At 62.7% G+C, this 18,702-nt stretch carries 15 protein-coding genes; 6 read left to right on the top strand and 9 right to left on the bottom strand.

Annotated elements, in window-relative coordinates; all coding sequences use genetic code 11:
- Positions 1-131: 131 nt before the first annotated feature.
- The 6 genes from HWE17_RS06280 to hutC all read right to left on the bottom strand — a co-directional run bounded on the left by HWE17_RS06280 (position 132) and on the right by hutC (position 7,773).
- Positions 132-401 (bottom strand): type B 50S ribosomal protein L31, encoded by a 270-nt coding sequence (locus HWE17_RS06280; RefSeq protein WP_034746247.1) that lies wholly within the window; start codon positions 399-401, stop codon positions 132-134.
- Positions 402-821: 420 nt separating this feature from the next.
- Complete coding sequence (rho, locus tag HWE17_RS06275; RefSeq protein ID WP_034746249.1) at positions 822-2,084, bottom strand: transcription termination factor Rho; 1,263 nt, start codon at positions 2,082-2,084, stop codon at positions 822-824.
- Positions 2,085-2,240: 156 nt separating this feature from the next.
- A complete protein-coding gene (trxA, locus tag HWE17_RS06270) occupies positions 2,241-2,567 on the bottom strand; it encodes a thioredoxin TrxA (RefSeq protein ID WP_035822396.1) in 327 nt (108 codons plus the stop codon).
- A gap of 303 nt (positions 2,568-2,870) precedes the next feature.
- Positions 2,871-3,329, bottom strand: a complete 459-nt coding sequence (locus tag HWE17_RS06265; protein WP_051959621.1) for a response regulator — start codon at positions 3,327-3,329, stop codon at positions 2,871-2,873.
- A gap of 70 nt (positions 3,330-3,399) precedes the next feature.
- Positions 3,400-6,723 (bottom strand): PAS domain-containing hybrid sensor histidine kinase/response regulator, encoded by a 3,324-nt coding sequence (locus HWE17_RS06260; RefSeq protein WP_176388180.1) that lies wholly within the window; start codon positions 6,721-6,723, stop codon positions 3,400-3,402.
- A 330-nt stretch (positions 6,724-7,053) separates the two neighbouring features.
- Positions 7,054-7,773, bottom strand: coding sequence for a histidine utilization repressor (hutC, locus tag HWE17_RS06255; RefSeq protein WP_176388179.1), 720 nt, complete (start codon positions 7,771-7,773; stop codon positions 7,054-7,056).
- Between the two features lie 181 nt (positions 7,774-7,954).
- Here hutC and ada point away from each other — a divergent pair, with 181 nt between their 5' ends.
- The 3 genes from ada (at position 7,955) to HWE17_RS06240 (ending at position 11,426) form a co-directional block, all read left to right on the top strand.
- The gene (ada, locus tag HWE17_RS06250; RefSeq protein ID WP_176388178.1) at positions 7,955-9,010 is read left to right on the top strand and encodes a bifunctional DNA-binding transcriptional regulator/O6-methylguanine-DNA methyltransferase Ada; all 1,056 of its coding nucleotides are present in this window, start codon (positions 7,955-7,957) and stop codon (positions 9,008-9,010) included.
- A complete protein-coding gene (locus HWE17_RS06245; protein WP_176388177.1) occupies positions 9,007-9,696 on the top strand; it encodes a 2OG-Fe(II) oxygenase in 690 nt (229 codons plus the stop codon). The genes ada and HWE17_RS06245 overlap by 4 nt, the downstream gene beginning before the upstream one ends.
- Before the next feature lie 74 nt (positions 9,697-9,770).
- Entirely contained in the window at positions 9,771-11,426 is a 1,656-nt protein-coding gene (locus HWE17_RS06240) for a mechanosensitive ion channel family protein (protein ID WP_176388176.1), read from the top strand.
- Positions 11,427-11,433: 7 nt separating this feature from the next.
- Here the strand turns inward: HWE17_RS06240 and HWE17_RS06235 are convergent, their stop codons facing one another.
- From HWE17_RS06235 to HWE17_RS28600, 3 genes are read right to left on the bottom strand one after another with little or no spacing between them, the layout of a single operon-like run.
- On the bottom strand, positions 11,434-11,940 hold the full coding sequence (locus HWE17_RS06235; protein ID WP_152598785.1) for a hypothetical protein: 507 nt from the start codon (positions 11,938-11,940) through the stop codon (positions 11,434-11,436).
- 13 nt (positions 11,941-11,953) lie between these two features.
- Positions 11,954-12,394, bottom strand: coding sequence for a hypothetical protein (locus HWE17_RS06230; RefSeq protein WP_152598784.1), 441 nt, complete (start codon positions 12,392-12,394; stop codon positions 11,954-11,956).
- A 19-nt stretch (positions 12,395-12,413) separates the two neighbouring features.
- The gene (locus HWE17_RS28600; RefSeq protein ID WP_255206133.1) at positions 12,414-13,484 is read right to left on the bottom strand and encodes a hypothetical protein; all 1,071 of its coding nucleotides are present in this window, start codon (positions 13,482-13,484) and stop codon (positions 12,414-12,416) included.
- 156 nt (positions 13,485-13,640) lie between these two features.
- Here HWE17_RS28600 and HWE17_RS06220 point away from each other — a divergent pair, with 156 nt between their 5' ends.
- The 3 genes from HWE17_RS06220 (at position 13,641) to hutH (ending at position 18,698) form a co-directional block, all read left to right on the top strand.
- Positions 13,641-15,314 (top strand): amidohydrolase, encoded by a 1,674-nt coding sequence (locus HWE17_RS06220; RefSeq protein ID WP_176388175.1) that lies wholly within the window; start codon positions 13,641-13,643, stop codon positions 15,312-15,314.
- A 106-nt stretch (positions 15,315-15,420) separates the two neighbouring features.
- Positions 15,421-17,130, top strand: coding sequence for a urocanate hydratase (gene hutU / locus HWE17_RS06215; RefSeq protein WP_176388174.1), 1,710 nt, complete (start codon positions 15,421-15,423; stop codon positions 17,128-17,130).
- An 8-nt stretch (positions 17,131-17,138) separates the two neighbouring features.
- Positions 17,139-18,698, top strand: coding sequence for a histidine ammonia-lyase (gene hutH / locus HWE17_RS06210; protein WP_176388173.1), 1,560 nt, complete (start codon positions 17,139-17,141; stop codon positions 18,696-18,698).
- The last annotated feature ends 4 nt before the right edge of the window (positions 18,699-18,702 follow it).

Genomic DNA, 18,702 nt, shown 5'->3' with positions numbered 1-18,702 from the left:
TGGCAAGACGCGACGAATGGCGTCGAGTATGCGCGAGTATAAAGTAAAGCGGCCAAAGACAAAAAAGGCAGCCGTGGCTGCCTTTTCTCTGGCAGCCGAAGCTGCCCTTTTTTGCCGCAAAGCGGCAAAAATCAGCCTGCTGCGACTGCGGTTTTCGAACCAACCGAACCGAACTTCTGACGGAACTTCTCGACGCGACCAGCGGTATCGACGATTTTGTGCTTGCCCGTGAAGAATGGGTGCGATTCAGCCGAAACCTCGATCTTCACCAGTGGGTATTCTTTACCGTCGTGGGTGATTTTTTCGCGGGTCTGGATGGTCGAGCGGGTGACGAATTTGAAATCGCACGACAGATCGTGGAAAACAACTTCGCGGTATTCTGGATGGGTATCGACTTTCATGGTCTTCTCTCTAGTTTGGTAGCCAAACAGCACTTCGTCGGTCGTCCAGCTTCTTGACCCGATTGCCGATCACTTGCCAGGGTTTAAAATAATGCAACCGTCGATTATATAGCGCTTTCGGGCCGGCGGCAATAAAAAAGCCGCTCAGGGAGCGGCTTTGCATGATCGCGTATGGTCGGCGCGGCGCAACGTAGGTCGGATTAGCGCGCAAGCGCGTAATCCGACAACACCACCGTCTTCGCCAACAATGTTGTCGGATTACGGCCCTGCAGGCCTAATCCGACCTACGTCTTTGGTGGCAGCATGTTGCCACCGGGGAGGGAGAAACCGTAGCGAGCAGGCCGCAGTTGCGATTGAGTAGCGCAACCGTACAAAAGTACGGTGAGCAACGGAGATCGCAAATGCGGCCGCGCAGTAGGTTTATCCCCCGCGGCGCATCATGTCGAAGAACTCCGCGTTATTCTTCGTGGCTTTCATCTTGTCGAGAATGAACTCCATCGCCTCGATCTCGTCCATCGAGTACAGCAACTTGCGCAGGATCCAGATTTTTTGCAGTTCGTTCGGCTTGATCAGCAGTTCTTCGCGGCGGGTACCCGATTTGTTCAGGTTGATTGCCGGGTAGACGCGTTTTTCGGCCAGACGGCGTTCCAGATGCACTTCCATGTTGCCGGTACCCTTGAATTCTTCAAAGATCACGTCATCCATGCGCGAGCCCGTTTCGATCAGCGCCGTGGCGATGATGGTCAGCGAGCCGCCTTCTTCGATATTGCGCGCGGCGCCGAAGAAGCGTTTTGGACGTTGCAGCGCGTTCGCGTCGACACCACCGGTCAGGACCTTGCCCGAAGCAGGGATGACGGTGTTGTAGGCGCGCGCCAGACGGGTGATCGAGTCGAGCAGAATCACCACGTCTTTTTTCATTTCGACCAGGCGCTTGGCTTTTTCCAGCACCATCTCGGCCACTTGCACGTGGCGCGTGGCCGGCTCGTCGAAGGTCGAGGCGACGACTTCGCCGCGCACGGAGCGTTGCATTTCGGTCACTTCTTCCGGACGTTCGTCGATCAGCAGCACGATCAGGGTGATGTCCGGGTGGTTGGCCGTGATCGCATGGGCGATGTGCTGCAGGATCACGGATTTACCGGATTTCGGCGACGCCACCAGCAAGCCGCGCTGGCCTTTGCCGATCGGGGCGATCAGGTCGATGATGCGGCCGGTGATGTTTTCCTGGCCATTCATTTCACGTTCCAGGCGCAGCGGCTCGTTCGGGTGCAGCGGCGTCAGGTTTTCAAACAGGATGCGGTGTTTCGACATCTCCGGCGATTCGCCGTTGACCTTGTCGACTTTGACCAATGCGAAATAGCGTTCGCCATCTTTCGGGGTCCGTACCTCGCCTTCGATCGAATCGCCGGTGTGCAGATTGAAGCGGCGGATTTGCGAAGGGGAGATGTAAATGTCGTCGGTGGACGCCATGTAGCTGGCGTCGGGCGAGCGCAGGAAGCCGAAGCCGTCAGGCAACACTTCCAGGGCGCCGTCGCCAAAAATCTGTTCGCCGGACTTGGCGCGTTTTTTCAGGATAGCGAACATCAGCTCCTGTTTGCGCAAGCGGGCTGCGTTGTCAATGTCAAGACCGATCGCCATCTCAAGCAGGGCGGATACGTGTAGGGCCTTTAGTTCGGATAAATGCATATATGTTGAGTGTCCCGAGACGGGAGGTAAAGGTAGGGGAGGGGACTGCGTGGCGTTGATTAATTATTGGGGAAGGCTGTGCACGAATGAGGGCAAAGCCGCTTCCCGGTGGTTCCAGTCAGGCGGCGCTGCGGGCGCAGCGCTGCCCATCATACATTAAATGTTGCTGTCGACGAAAGTGGTCAACTGGCCCTTGGCCATGGCGCCCACTTTTTGAGCAGCTGCAACACCATCCTTGAACAGGATCAGGGTCGGGATGCCGCGGATGCCGAACTTGGCAGGCACTGCCTGGTTCGCGTCCACGTCCATCTTGGCGATCAGGATGCGGCCAGCGTATTCCTTGGCCACTTCTTCCAGGATCGGGGCGATGGCCTTGCAGGGACCGCACCATTCCGCCCAGAAGTCGACCAGTACTGGCAACTCGGATTGCAGGACGTCTGCTTCAAAAGATGCATCGCTAATGTGTTTGATATTTTCGCTCATATTTTCCTCAAATGAGGGTGGGATCAATAATGCCTGGAATTAACCATACGCTGGTTCGCCATCCATGCTTCCTGGAATGCAATGAGAAGATGGGGACAATGGGCACGAATTCAATGTTCTTGGAAGGTGCGACCAGAGGTATGCAGGCGGGGATGGCTGAAATAATAACCCATTTTTTCAAAGCGTGGCGATTATTGCAGAAAAACTTGAGGCATATCGTCGCCGCAGGTGCCGGCAGGGCGGCAAAGCCGCATGCCTGCTGGCCTGCAGCGCCGTGTCCGCCCTCCCGGCCGGCCTGCGCGCTCAGGCTTGTACGCTGGCCTGACGCGCCGTGTGCTGCAGTTGCAAGTTCACCATCAGCTGCAATTCCGCGCTTTCCATCGGCTTGCGGAAGGTGCCCAATATATGCAGGCCGTTGGCCATGGCCAGGCGTTCGGCCGCCAGGCGCACGGCCGAATGCAGGCCCGACAGCAGGACCACGCCGCCGCGGAAGCCGTTTTCCGCCGCCATGCGCAAAAATTCGATGCCGTCGATGTCGGGCATGGACAGGTCGCAGATCAGCAGGTCGGGCTGGTGCTGCTTCAGGGTCGACAGCGCCTGTTCGCTGTGCGATTCGCAGCGGATGTCGAACGAGCCCATCTGCTCAAGCATGTCGCTGAGCACGTCGAGCATGAAAACGTCGTCGTCCAGCAGCAGCACGCGCAATGGCGCCAGGCCTGCTTCGTTGTGTTCCTGGCTTGCTTGGTTTGATACAGTGTTCATCGTCATGTCTTTCTGTTGATATGCATCGCTGTCGATGCCGATACCTTGCCGCAATCCAATTTGGCGGTAGCTAATCGTCATTGGCAAAGCTGGTGTTATTCATGATTTGTTCGGTAATCTGTTCCAGCAGGGGCCACAGGCGCGTGACGATGCGCCGCGCCCGCTCCGCCTCGTCGGCCGGTTCGCCCGGCGCCAGGGTTTCCAGGTTGTGGCACAGCTCGGCCAGTCCCAGGGCGCCCACGGTGCGCGCCGACGACTTGATGCGGTGCCCCAGTTCGCGCACCTGGTGCACGTCGCCGCGCGCCAGGGCCGCATCGATGTCGCCAAAGCCATCCTGCGTGGTCTGCAGGAACTTGAAGGCGAACTTGCGCACCTTTTCCGGGTTGTAGCCCAGCAACTTTGCCAGGATGGACAGGTCGATCACTTGCGGGTCGCCGGCCAGCGTGGTCTTGAAGGCGGGCGCGGCGCGGCTGCGCGCCGGTGGTGGCGGCGTCTCGCGCGCCGGCAGCCAGCTGGCGATGGTCTGGTACATCATGGCCGGCTGGATGGGCTTGGAAATGAAATCGTCCATGCCCGCCTCCAGGCAGCGCACGCGGTCTTCGCTGGTGGCCGTGGCCGTCATGGCCAGCACGCGCAGGTGCGCCAGCTGCGGGTCGGCGCGGATGTGGCGCGTCGCCTGCAAGCCATCCATCAGCGGCATCTGCACGTCCATCAGCACGCAGTCGAATTGGGTCTGGCGCAGCAGGTCGAGCGCCTCTTCGCCATTGTTGGCTAGACAGACGGAGGCGCCCGCTTCTTCCAGCAATTCCAGCGCCACCTGCTGGTTGAAGGTGTTGTCTTCCACCAGCAGGATGCGTGCATGCTTGAGCGTGCGCATCACCAGGGCCGCGTCGGCGCTGGCGCGCATGGCGGCCGCCGTCTGCACCATGCTGTCGAGCATGGCGGGCGCGGCCTGGTCGGAAATGCCCAGGTTGGCCGTGAACCAGAAGGTGCTGCCGGCGCCGGGACGGCTGTCGACGCCCACGTCGCCGCCCATCAGCTGGGCCAGCTGCTTGCAGATGGCCAGGCCCAGGCCCGTGCCGCCATATTCGCGCGTGGTGGAGGTGTCGGCTTGCTGGAAGGACTGGAAGAGTTTGCTCATTTCATCCTGCGACAGGCCGATGCCGTGGTCGCACACTTCAAAGCGCACGAGGCAGTGTTTCGCGTCCGCCACCACCCTGCGCACTTTCACGGTAATGCTGCCCTGTTCGCTGAACTTGATGGCGTTATTGGCGTAGTTGATCAATACCTGCCCCAGGCGCAGCGGGTCGCCCACGAGCACGGCGGGCAATTGCGGGTCGATCTCGAACAGCAGTTCCAGGTTCTTGCCGGCGGCGCGCGGCGCCACCACCGTCATCAGCGTTTGCACGACATGGTCGAAACTGAAGTTGACGTGCTCGATTTCCAGCTTGCCCGCCTCGATTTTCGAGATGTCGAGGATATCGTCGATGATGCCCAGCAAGTGTTCACCGGCGAAGCGGATTTTCTCCAGGTAATCGCGCTGGCGCGGTTCCAGGTCCGTTTTGAGGGCCAGATACGCCATGCCAATCACGCCATTCATCGGCGTGCGGATTTCATGGCTCATGTTGGCCAGGAATTGTCCCTTCGCCAGGCTCGCTTCCTCTGCCACCTGCTTGGCCTGGTCGAGCTGTTCCGTGCGCTGCGCCACGCGCTCTTCCAGATGTTCATTGAGCTCGCGCAAGGCGCTCTCGCTGCGCTTGTGATACGTGATGTCCGTCAGGCTGGCCACCACCATGCCCACCTTGCCGTACTCATCGCGGATGGCCTCGGTATTTACGGACAGCCATGACAGGCTGCCATCGGGCTGCAGCACGCCCATCAGCACGTCGCGCATGGCTTCGCCCGTCGACAGGGTGATGTGCACGGGATGGCTGCGCTGGTCGAAGGCGGAGCCGTCTTCGCGGATGGCTTGCCACAGGCTGTTGCCGGCCGGACTGGCCGCCAGCATGCGCTCGGCGGCGGCATTGCTTTCCAGGATGTGACCGTGGCTGTCCTGCACCACCAGGCCATTCGTCACGGCGCCGAACACGGACGCCATGCGCTGGCTCGAGTTCGACAGCGCGATCGACGCCTGGCGCCGCTCGGTGATGTCGGTGATCATCGCCAGGGTGCCGCCCGGCTCGCCATTGTCCGACTGGATGCTGGTGCTCGACAGCAAACCCCACAGGCTGGACTGATCCTTGCGGAAGAAGCGGAAATCGACCTGGTCCGGCTGGCTGGCCTGACTGCCGTGACTGGCCAGGCGGCGCTGCATCAGCAGCTGGCTGTCGCGGTCCATGAAGTCGAGCAGGGGACGGCCCAGCATTTCCTGCACCGTGTAGCCGAGCATGTGCGCCATCTTCGGGTTGACGAAGGTGGTCTTGCCGTTCGCATCCGTCATCCAGATGCCTTCGGCGGCCGTCTGCACGATCAGGCGGTAGCGTTCCGAACTGGCGTGCAGCGCTTCCTCGGCGCGTTGCCGCTGCGTCATGTCGCGCAGCGAGACGATGGAAAAAACTTGCCCGGCCATGCGCAGCGGCGACAGGCTGACCTTGGCGGGGAAGTGCGTGCCGTCGCGGCGGCGCGCCATCATCACCCGGCCAGGCAGGCTGTGCCGTCCTTGCGGGTCGCCTGCGGAGTGGCTGGTCGTGCTTTCCGGCACCAATTGCTCCAGCGACATGCCAATCAATTCGGCCAGCGGATAGCCGAAGCAGCGCGCGCCGATCTGGTTGGCGTAATGCACCTTGCCCTCGACATCGGCCACCAGCATGGCTTCGGGCGCCGCTTCCAGCATCGAACGCATGCGCGATTGCTCGTCCTGCTTGCGTTCGCTGATGTCGCAGACGATGCCGCTGGCCTGCGTGGCGCTGCCATCCGAGGCGCGCGACAGGACGGCGCCGCGTGCCAGCAGCCAGCGCCAGTGGCCGTCGCTGTGGCGCAAACGGAATTCGCAATTGAAGGTGCCAGGCGCCTGGCCGTCCAGATGCTGGCGAAAGGCCAGGCTCAGGCGCGCGCGGTCATCGCGGTGGACTTCGGCCAGCCAGTCGGCCAGTGCATGTTCGAGCCTGGCATGTTTGTCGCCCAGGACGTCCTGGTACTGGGGCGCGAACTGCAGCCGGTCGGACTGGCGCCGCCAGGTCCAGCCGGCCATGGTGGCGCCGCGCAAGGCTTGCACGGCATCCTGTTCGGCCTGGGCCTGCGTGGGCTGGGGCTGGTGGCGCAACTGCTGGCGCAGGCGCCAGGCTTGCCAGCAAGCCAGTCCCGCCAGGGCGGTGGCGCTGGCGGCGGCATACGGCCACAGCAATGCCGGCGTCATGCCGTGCGCCGCCGCCTGCACCGGCAGCGAAAGCGTCATGCCTGCCGCCAGCATCGTACGCGCGAGCCGGCGCAGCGCAGGGCGCCGTGGGCGTGGTGCGCCGAAACTCGTGTGGCTGCAATACGACAAATGCATCCCTTTCTGGGGCGTGATTGGACTAGGCTGGCAGTACATGAGGCGCGCTCAAATAAACGCCTGCGGCGCTTTCTGGCGGCAACTATAGCATCGAATATTTACTCGGAGTATTTAAGTTCGGAAACGGCCAAAACGGGATTTTTTTTGCCCCGAAATGGCTGTTTTTTTCGCGATTTAGTGAGAATTCGTGAGAAAGTTTGCGCGAAATCGTGCTACTCAATCGCGGTGATAGCCTCAGGTAAAGCTGCCGGCGAACTGATAGCGGTGTCCGGGATGCCACATGGTGGCGGTCGAGGCGATCTTGCCGCCTGAACGCGTCTGGCGGCGCAGCACCAGGCAAGGCTGTTTGGTGTCGATGGCCAGCATTTCGGCGATGTCGCGCGGCGCCGACAGCGCTTCGATGCTGTAGGTGGCGCCTTGCAGGGGGGCCGCTGCCATCAGGTATTCGTTTGGCGTGATGCTGGAAAAATCCTGCGTCATGTAGTCGGGCGCGCATTCGGGATTGACCCAGCGGTCTTCCACCTGGATCGGCACGCCGTTTTCAAAATGCACGATCAGCGAATGAAACAGCGGGTGTTCCGGCGGCAGGCCGAATTGCTTGGCCAGCAAATCGGAGGCCTTGGTGCGTTCCAGCAATTGCAAGCTGCTGCGATGGATATGTCCGCGCGTCCGCACTTCATCGGCGATACTCTTGATTTCCAACAAGGTCGCCTGGTATTTTTGCTGCGCCACATAGGTACCGGAACCCTGGCGCCGCGTCAGTATTTGCTCGCTGGTCAGTTCGCGCACGGCGCGGTTGACCGTCATGCGCGAGACGCCGAATTGTTTTACCAGTGCTTGCTCGGAGGGAATTACGTCGCCTTCCTTCCAGCGTCCGGCGGCGATGCCGGCCAGCAGAAAATCCTTGATGCGCTGGAAAATGGGCGTATTTTCTTGTGTAGTGTGGTCGTCCAATGCGGTTTCTCCGGGGCACGGGCAGGGCGCGCCGCCGGCTGGAGGCGCGATGGCCGATTTTAGCACCGAGCACGATGCCTGCCGCCAGCCTTTTTTTGAATTCAAAAGCAAGCGCCGGAGTGTGGCGCCGGCCAGCGCTGGCTATGCTGGCTACTTGCCAATGACAAGCACGGAGTCCGACATGGATCACTCTTACACCACCGATGATGAGCGCTGGGATGCCCTGCAGCGGCGCGCGCCCGACGCCGACGGCGTCTTTTATTACTCGGTACGCACGACGGGTGTGTATTGCCGCCCTTCCTGCGCCGCGCGTCCCGCCTTGCGCCGCAACGTGGCTTTCCACGCCAGTTGCGAGCAGGCGGAGGCGGCCGGTTTTCGCCCTTGCCTGCGCTGCAAGCCGAACTTGCCACCGCTGGCCCAGCGCCAGGCGGCCATCGTGGCCGACATCTGCCGGCTGATCGACGCCAGCGACGAGCTGCCCGACCTGGACTCGTTGGCGCAGGCTGCCGGCATGAGCCGCTTTCACTTTCACCGTGTCTTCAAGGCGCACACGGGCATCACGCCGAAAGCGTACGCGGCGGCGCGGCGCGGCGAACGCCTGAAGGCCGGCTTGCAGGGCGAAGCGAATGTCACGGAAACGCTATACGCGGCCGGCTTCAATTCCAGCGGCCGCCTGTATGCCGCCACGCCGGGCTTGCTGGGCATGACGCCGGGCGCCTTTCGCGCCGGCGGCAGCGGCGCCGTGATCCGCTTTGCCATCGGCGCCTGCTCGCTGGGCGCCATTCTCGTGGCCAGCACGGACAAGGGCATTTGCGCCATTCTGATCGATGACGACCCGGAAGTGCTGCTGCGCGACTTGCAGGACCGCTTTCCGCAAGCCGAGTTGCGCGGCGCCGAGCCCGAGTATGAACAGACGGTGGCGCAAGTGGTCGGCCTGGTCGAGGCGCCGGGCCTGGGACTGGACTTGCCGCTGGACGTGCGCGGCACGGTGTTCCAGCAGCGCGTGTGGCAAGCCTTGCGCGAGATTCCCGCCGGCAGCACCGTCAGCTATGCCGAGCTGGCGCGGCGCATCGGCGCTCCGCAAGGCGCGCGCGCCGTGGCCGGTGCCTGCGCCGCGAATGCGCTGGCCGTCGCTATTCCCTGCCACCGCGTGGTGCGCAACGATGGCGCGCTGTCCGGCTACCGCTGGGGCGTGGAGCGCAAGCAGGCGCTGCTGGAACGCGAGGGCGAACGGTGAGGGCGCTGGACTGGCGCCAGATCGAGGATGATCTCAATCAATACGGCTGCGCCGTCGTGCCGGGCTTGCTGGATGCGGATGCCTGCGTGGCGCTGGCGGCGCAGTATGACGACGCGTCGCGCTTTCGCAGCAAGGTGGTGATGCAGCGCCATGGTTTTGGCCAGGGCGAGTACCAGTATTTCGCCCGTCCGCTGCCGGATGTGGTGGCCGCCTTGCGCACGGGCTTGTATTCCCCCTTGGCGGCGATTGCCAACCGCTGGCACGCCGCCATGGGCATCGAGACGCGCTTTCCGTCCAGCCACGCCGATTTCCTCGCGCGCTGCCATGCGGCGGGGCAGACGCGGCCCACGCCCTTGCTGCTGCGCTACCGTGAAGGCGATTACAACTGTTTGCACCAGGATCTGTATGGCGAGCACGTGTTTCCGCTGCAACTGGCCGTGCTGCTGTCGCGCCCGCAAGACGATTTCTCGGGCGGCGAGTTCGTGCTGACGGAGCAGCGCCCGCGCATGCAGTCGCGCGCCGAAGTGGTGCCGCTGGCGCAGGGCGACGCCGTCCTCTTTCCCGTCGCGCAGCGTCCCGTGAATGGCACGCGTGGCACTTACCGCGTGAACATGCGCCACGGCGTGTCGCGCCTGCGTTCGGGCTTGCGTCACACCTTGGGCATCATTTTTCATGATGCGAGCTGAACGCTAGCTGCGGCGCTTGAGTTTCCAGGATTACATGGCATGATGGCTACTCCCTGTCACTTTTCATTGCTGCCATGTCCGCGTTGCTCCGCCTGTTATGCCTGTTGACCATGTTTTTGTTGCCCGCAGCCCATGCGGACGAGGGCGTGCCCGCGCTCGTTGCGGAGGCCGCATCCGTCGTGGCGCCATCGCAGCTTGCGGCGGCCAGGACGGCGCCGCTGATGTTTGCCAACCGCAAGGTCTTCGTCTTCCGCGCCGCGCTGGCCGGCTATCCGCCCGATGAGCGGGCCATCGGTGCGCAGCGCCGCCTGGACAGCGTGCTGGCGAAGAATGGTCCTTTGCAGACGAGCACGCGCATGATTCCCGAAGGCACGCAAGTGCTGCTCGACGGCGTGCAACTGTTCGTCGTCGTGCCTGGCGACGTCAACCAGCTGGCCGGCGACACGACGGAAAGCGTGGCGAAAACGGCGGCCGGCGAGCTGAGCAAGGCTGTGCTCGACTACCGCGAACAGGGCAGCTGGCGCTACCTGGCGATTGCCGCCGCCGTGTGCTCCGTCGCCACCCTCGTGTTCTGGCTCGTGTGGATGGGCCTGACGCGTTTGCACCATTGGGCCAAGCGCCGCAGCGGTGTGTTGCTGGCCTCGCGCCTGCGCGATGTGCGCCTGAAAAACGTGCGCGTGCTCGACGCCGAACACTATATCGCTTTCGCGTATCAACTGCTGAGCGCCGTGCTGTGGGGCTTGCGCCTGATGGCCACTTATCTGTGGGCCGCCTTCGTGCTGGGCCGTTTGCCGTACACGCGCTCGTGGGGCGAAAGCCTGAGCGGCTATTTGTTCGATGTGGCGGCCGACGTCTTCCACGCCATCATCGGCGCCTTGCCGGGGCTGGTGCTGGTCTGCGTCATCTTCGCCATCGCGCGCCTGATCGCTGCCACGGCCGCCTCGCTGTTCAAGCGCGTGGAAAGCGGCGAATTGCAAATCGGCTGGCTCGACAAGGACACGGCCCTGCCGACGCGCCGCATCGCCAGCGTGGTGATCTGGCTGTTCGCGCTGGCCATGGCGTATCCCTACCTGCCAGGCTCGCACACGGCCGCCTTCCAGGGCCTGTCCGTGCTGGTGGGCCTGATGGTGTCGATCGGCGCGTCGAGCATCGTCGGCCAGGGCGCCAGCGGCCTGATCCTCATGTACACGCGTGCCCTGCGCAAGGGCGAATATGTGCGCGTGGGCGACAGCGAAGGCACGGTGGTCGACGTCGGCATGTTCGAGACGCGCTTGCGCACGGGTCTCGGTGAGGAAGTCGCCTTGCCGAACGCCTGGGTCATGTCGCAAACGACAAAGAACTATTCGCGCGCCCAGCCCGGCGGCGGCTTCGTGCTCGACTCCACCGTCACCATCGGCTACGCCACGCCGTGGCGGCAAGTGCACGCCATGCTGGAACTGGCCGCCTCGCGCACGCCGGAACTGTCGACCACGCCAAAACCGTACGTGATGCAACTGGCCCTGCAGGATTACTACGTGCAATACCGCCTCGTCGCCTACGCCAGCGCCGAAGTCCCCCGCCAGCGCGCCGAAGTGTTGAACCGCTTGCACCAGAACATCATCGACGTCTTCAATGAATTCGATGTGCAGATCACGTCGCCGCACTACATCGATGATCCGAAAGAATCGCAGGTGGTGCCGCCGGAGGAATGGTTCAGGGCGCCGGCGAAGCGGGGGGAGGAAGATAAATGACGTCGGACTATGGGAGGGATGGATGGGGTGGGCAGATTTCAGTGCGCCACTCCTGCATGTCGCTGCTAATAGGAATGACTTGCTGACCGTCAGCAGCCGTAGCTTTCACGCAGAATTTTCCTTGATAGCCATAGGTTGGATCGGATGGATCTTTGGGGCGGCCATTCAGGAATACGCTATAGAAATGTCCGGGTATCAGCTTTCCAGCGCGTATGCCCGTCGCACCGGTAGGCACGTTTCCATAGCGGATGCATGTGCTGGCACGGATGGATAAGGGCATGTCTGGCGGTAGGGAGAACCCCCATACTTCCTTTACCGGTTGCACGGACATGTCAGAAACCATGAGTGCGCCAAGAAATGGCAGGCCATTGCGTGCCTCTTCTTTTTTTGTAATGGAGAAGCAGGGCATGCCGTTGACAGAGTGAATGAGGGCATCAGCGATGCGCGACCACGCCGAGGCATCGATAGCCGTCAGGGTGGCAAGCAGGAATAGCAGCGTGTGACGATATGGCATGGCGACCCTCGCACTATCTGATGAGCGAATGTTCTGGACAGATTTCATCTATCCAGGCTTGGCTATCGCTGTCGATACGGAGAATTTTTCGCTCCCCGGAGATGCCGGTGATTAAGCAAAATTTCCCCACGTAACCGCGAGTAGGGTCCGATGGATCGGCTGGCCCACCGTTCAGAAAGACGTCATACATGCGCCCCGTTTTCAGTGGCGGGGCTTTGGGTGGTTTGACCTCTGCTGTTGCTGGTGCAACTCCATACAGAAGACAGGACTTGGCATGCACAGGAATAGTCGCTGCGCCCGGTAAAAGAAAGGACCATACTTTGACTGCTGGCTTGACGGATACATCTGTCAGTACGACCGCACTAATCTGCGGAACCCCGTTACGCGCTTCTTCCTTTTCAGAAATAGAGAAACAGGGAGTGCCATTTTTTAGCTGTACTTCCGCGTATGCCATGCGGGACATGCCGAAAGCGTCATGGTATGTCAAACAAAGGCTCATGCTCAGCATTACGGCCAGGCAGATTTGCCTTGCTTTTCCTATCTTTAAAAAACTCATGTAGTACCTCTTCATAAAGTTTTAGTGAGTGTTGATATTTAGGTTGACGCATTGCGTCTGGATCTTTTAAGTACTTCAATGTGTGATAGTCGGCGAGCAGATCACCCTGGGCTTCCATGTTGTAGTCTGATAATTTTTTCTTCGGAAGTAGCACATACTTGTAATCCAAACCTAGCCTGACAAGTCCCCGTATCGCTACTGGATAATTCAATTGATGCTGCCAAACATGCACCATTTCATGCATGAACCAGTTTTTTGGCCTTGGTTTCTCCTTTGAGAAGTCCTTTCGGAATTCCGACTCATGAAAATACATCTCCCCATCCGGTGTCATGGCCACATTTTTGGGCTGCAAGCCAAACCATAGATACGGCTCCCCATGCACCTTGACCTTGTCGTAGTCGATCGCATCCTGGAACAGCATCCACGCCATGTCGATCTCTCCCTTGGTTAGCGGGCGAACCTTGTCCTTCACTTTGACCTGTTTCACGGACGAACCGACATCCTTGTCGGTCGTCTTGATGCCTTCCAGCTGAATGACCTTGACCGCAGGCGCAGCGTGTTTTGGCGCGGCGGCGCAGCATGGTGATTTATCCGCGTGCGGCAGGAATTCGGCCTGGATGATTTGCGCCTCAAGCTTGCTGGTGACGCGCCCCGTGCGCCCCTTCGCATCCGTCGTGCCCGTCCACGTTTCGCCATTGCTCAAGGTGAGCCGGTAGTCGGCGTGCGCCAGCGGCACGTCGGCTTGCGAGACGAATTCCAGCTGCTCGTCATAACCGCAGCACCAGCATTCGTCGGGCTGGCCGGCCAGGCGGTGCAGTTCGCAGCCGCTTGTCGCGTTGCGCAGGGTGGCGCCCAGCACGGGCTGGCCACCGGCGCTGAAGGTGACGATCATGCTGTCGAAGCGCGCGCCCAGGCTTTTCTTCTGGTGGGCCACGAGCTTGAAGAACACGTCGCACGCGGTGGTGCTGATGACATGGTGCCTGGCCATGGGAGCTCCGCGACAAAACGCCAGCGTAGGACAGCGGCGGCGGGGAGGTATTGACTGGGCGCAAGGCATGCGCGCCTGTGTCTGCCTGATTGACCATTTTGCCAATTTCTATACACTCGTCTTTTCATTCATTCACGAAAAGACCTGGAGATGGAAATGCCGACCCTGCCCTTGCGCCGTACCCTGCTCACGCTCGCCTGCCTGGGCGCCCTTGGCCACGTGCATGCCGACACGGTGATCGACAACGCCAACGGCTACACGCTCAATGCTGCCGGCAAGGTGGTGCGCTTCACGGCGCTGGCCTTTGACGATGCGGGCAAACTGCTCGCCGTCGGCAGCGCCGCGCAGGTGAAACGCAAGGCGGCCAAGGGCGCCCTGCACGTCGACGGGCAGGGAAAAACCGTGCTGCCGGGCCTGATCGACGCGCATGGCCACGTGTTCGGCCTGGGGACGATTGCCAGCGGCGTGATGTTGTACGGTTCGTCCTCGCTGCCGGCCGCCGTGCAAGCCGTGGGCGACTTCGCGCGCGCGCATCCGGATCGCAGCTGGGTCGTCGGCAATGGCTGGAACCAGGAAATCTGGAAGCTGGGGCGCTTTCCCATGGCTTTGGAACTCGATGCGGCGGAAAGCGCGCGGCCCGTGTGGCTGCGCCGGGTCGACGGCCACGCGGGCTGGGCCAACAGCCGCGCGCTGGCGCTGGCCGGCATCACGCGCGCCACGCCAGATCCGGCCGGCGGCAAGATCGAACGCGACGCGGACGGCAACGCCACCGGCGTGCTGGTCGATAACGCCATGGACTTGATGGACGCCGTGCTGCCCAAGCCGGGCGACGTGGAAAATCGCGCCGCCCTCGATGGCGCGCTGGCGCAGCTGTCGCAAGTGGGCCTGACCAGCGTGCACGATGCGGGCATCGGCCAGATGCAGGACCGATTGTTCCGCGACTATGCGGACCATGGCAAGCTGACGGTGCGCGTGTACGGCATGATTGCCGATACGACGGACGACTTCGACGCGCTGGCGAAAAACGGTCCCCTGAATAGCTATGCGCGCGACCTGTACGCGCTGCGTGCCGTGAAACTGCTGTCCGACGGCGCCCTGGGCAGCCGCGGCGCGGCCTTGCTGGCGCCGTACAGCGACGATCCAACCACCAGCGGCCTGCTGTTCTTCAAAGATGACGCCATGCGCGCGAAGATGGAAAAAGCCATGCGGGCCGGCTACCAAGTGAACGTGCATGCCATCGGCGACGCGGGCAACCATCAAATCCTCGACGGCTATGCAGCCTTGACCGCGCAATACCGCAGCGTGGGCCTGCGCCACCGCATGGAGCATGCGCAGGTGGTGCAATTGAGCGACATCCCCCGTTTCAAGGCGCTGGGCATCGTGCCATCGATGCAGCCGACGCACGCCACGTCCGACCAGAACATGGCGGAGCAGCGCGTGGGCCACGAGCGCATCAAGGGCGCGTATGCGTGGCGTACCTTCCTTGCGCAAGGCTCGCGCATCGCCTGCGGATCGGACTTCCCCATCGAGTCGCCGAACCCGTTCGAAGGCATCCACGCGGCCGTCACGCGGCAAAACAGCGAAGGATTCCCGGCCGGCGGCTGGTATCCCCAGCAAGCCATGACGGTCACCGAGGCACTGCGCTGCTTCACCCTGGACGCAGCCTGGGCAGCGCACCAGGAAAAGGTCATCGGCACCCTGGAGGCGGGAAAATGGGCGGACTTTATCGTCGTCGACCAGGACCTGTTCACCGTCGCGCCGGCCGCCATCGGCAAGACGCAGGTACTGCAGACGTGGGTGGCGGGCAAGCGCGTGTACGAGAAAAAATAGGCAGTTTTCGCTTGCAAAAATCTGTTGACTTGGTTGTATAGACAACCTATGCTGGGAGCACCAGAGCGGACCACGCATGTCCGCTCGCACCCTACGAGGAGACAGCATGAACAGCACAATGGACACCGATCCACGCTTTGATGCCAGCCGTACCATCCGCGCCCCGCGCGGCACGGTCATGGCTTGCAAGAGTTGGCAGGCCGAGGCGGCCTACCGCATGTTGCAAAACAACCTGGACCCGGAAGTGGCGGAAAATCCGCAGCACCTCGTCGTCTACGGCGGCATCGGCCGCGCGGCGCGCAACTGGGCCTGCTTCGACCAGATTCTCGCTTCCTTGCGCGAACTGGAAGACGACCAGACCTTGCTGATCCAGTCCGGCAAGCCGGTGGGCGTGTTCCAGACCCACGCGGATGCGCCGCGCGTACTGATCGCGAACTCCAACCTGGTGCCGAAATGGGCCAACTGGGAACACTTCAACGAACTCGATCGGCAAGGCCTGTTCATGTACGGCCAGATGACGGCCGGCAGCTGGATCTATATCGGCACGCAGGGCATCGTGCAGGGCACGTATGAAACCTTTGCCGAAGCGGGCCGCCAGCATTTCGGCGGCGACTGGGGCGGGCGCTGGATTCTGACGGCGGGCCTGGGCGGCATGGGCGGCGCGCAGCCGCTGGCCGCCACCATGGCGGGCGCCGTCTCGCTCAATATCGAATGCCAGCAAAGCAGCATCGATTTCCGACTGCGCACGCGCTACCTGGACAAGCAGGCGGCCAGCCTGGATGAAGCCCTGGAGCTGGTCAAGTACCACACCGAACGCAAGGAAGCGATCTCCATTGGCCTCTTGGGCAACGCGGCCGAAGTGCTGCCGGAACTGGTGCGCCGCGCGAAAGCGGGCGGCCTGGTGCCGGACCTGGTGACGGACCAGACCTCCGCGCATGACCTGGTCAACGGCTACCTGCCGCGTGGCTGGAGCGTGTCGGACTGGAAGGCGGCGCAGCAAGACCCGCAGCGCCACGCGCGCCTGACGGTGGCGGCCGCCGATTCCTGCGCCGCCCACGTGCAAGCCATGCTCGATTTCCACGCCATGGGCGTGCACACCGTCGATTACGGCAATAACATCCGCCAGGTGGCGTTCGACCAGGGCGTGCAGAACGCCTTCGATTTCCCCGGCTTCGTGCCCGCGTATATCCGCCCGCAATTTTGCGAAGGACGCGGGCCGTTCCGCTGGGTGGCCCTGTCGGGCGATCCGGAAGACATCTATAAAACGGATGCGAAGATCAAGCAGCTGTTCCCGCACCACACGCAGGTGCACCACTGGCTGGACATGGCGCGCGAGCGCATCGCCTTCCAGGGCCTGCCGGCGCGCATCTGCTGGCTGGGACTGGGCGAGCGCCACATCGCCGGCCTGGCCTTCAACGAGATGGTGCGCACGGGCGAACTGAAGGCCCCCATCGTCATCGGCCGCGACCACCTCGATACGGGCTCCGTCGCCAGCCCGAACCGCGAGACGGAAAGCATGAAGGATGGCACCGATGCCGTCTCCGACTGGCCGCTGCTCAACGCCATGCTGAACACGGCCGGCGGCGCCACCTGGGTCTCGCTGCACCATGGCGGCGGCGTGGGAATGGGGTATTCTCAGCATGCCGGCATGGTCATCGTGGCCGACGGCAGTGAAGCGGCGGCGAAACGCCTGGCCAGGGTGCTGGTCAACGACAGCGGTTCGGGCGTGATGCGCCATGCCGATGCCGGCTACGAAACAGCGGCCGCCTGCGCCAAGCGCAACAATCTGAACCTGCCGATGCTTAATACGAAGTGAAAGCAAACATGACACAGCACTCCAAAAGTTGGACCCTGAAACCGGGCGCGATGACCCTGGGCGACCTGCGCGCCGTGTGGGCCGCGCCCGCGAAACTGATCCTCGCCGCCGAGGCCTATCCCGTCATCGAGGCGTCGGCCGCCGCCGTACAAGCCATCGTCGCCAAGGGCGATGCGGCGTATGGCATCAACACGGGCTTCGGCCTGCTGGCCAAGACGCGCATCCCCGATGAAAAACTCGAGCAATTGCAGCGCAACCTGATCCTGTCGCACTCGGTCGGCACGGGAGAACTGCTGTCGGACGCCGTCGTGCGCCTGATCATGCTGATGAAGATCGGCAGCCTGGCGCGCGGCTATTCCGGCGTGCGCCCGTTGATCGTCGACACCCTGATCGCCCTGTACAACGCGGGCATCATGCCGGCCATTCCCGCCAAGGGTTCCGTCGGTGCCTCGGGCGACCTGGCGCCGCTGTCGCACATGACCCTGGCCATGCTGGGCGTGGGCGACGTGCGCGTCAACGGTGAATTGATGGCTGCGCCCGAAGCGCTGGCGCAGGCGGGCATCGCGCCCGTGGTGCTGGCGGCGAAAGAGGGCCTGGCGCTGATCAACGGCACGCAAGTGTCGAACGCGCTGACGCTGCATGGCTTGTTCATGGCCGAGCGCCTGCTGGAAGCGGCCATGGTCACGGGCGCACTGTCGCTCGACGCGGCCAAGGGCAGCGACTCGCCGTTCGACGCGCGCGTGCACGCCGTGCGGGGACAGCCAGGGCAAATCCTGGCCGCGCAGATGTACCGCCAGCTGGTGGCGCACAGCGCCATCCGCGCCTCGCACCTGGAAGGCGACGAGCGCGTGCAAGACCCGTACAGCCTGCGCTGCCAGCCACAAGTCATGGGTGCCTGCCTGGACCTGATTGGTAACGTCGGCCGCACCCTGCTGATCGAAGCCAATGCCGTCACGGACAATCCGCTGATCTTCCAGGATGGTCCCAACGGCCAGGCGGAAATCGTCTCGGGCGGTAATTTCCATGCCGAGCCGGTGGCTTTTGCGGCCGACACCCTGGCGCTGGCGATTTCTGAAATCGGCGCGCTGGCCGAGCGCCGCATCGCGCTGCTGATCGATGCGACCCTGTCCGGCCTGCCACCGTTCCTCGTGCGCGACCCGGGCGTCAATTCCGGCTTCATGATCGCCCATGTGACGGCGGCCGCGCTGGCGTCGGAAAACAAGTCGCTCGCGCATCCGGCCAGCGTCGACAGCCTGCCGACGTCCGCCAACCAGGAAGACCATGTGAGCATGGCCACGTTCGCCGGGCGCCGCCTGGACGACATGGCGCACAACACGGCCGTCATCGTCGGCATCGAGCTGCTGGCCGCCGCGCAGGGCATCGACTTCCACCGTCCGCTGAAAACCTCGCCGCACCTCGAACATGTACACCAGCAGCTGCGCCAGAAAGTGCCGTTCTTCGACGCCGACCGCTTCTTCGCGCCGGACATCGAAGCGGCCAAGCAGATGGTGCTGCAGGGTGAGTTGAGCAGCACGTGCAAGAATTTGTTCGCCCCGCTGTACGCCTGAGCAG

Source organism: Janthinobacterium sp. BJB401 (assembly GCF_013372745.1).
Taxonomy (GTDB): Bacteria; Pseudomonadota; Gammaproteobacteria; order Burkholderiales; family Burkholderiaceae_D; genus Janthinobacterium; species Janthinobacterium rivuli.
Note: the sequence above shows the minus strand (reverse complement) of the source record. Positions and strands in the feature narration are given on the sequence as shown.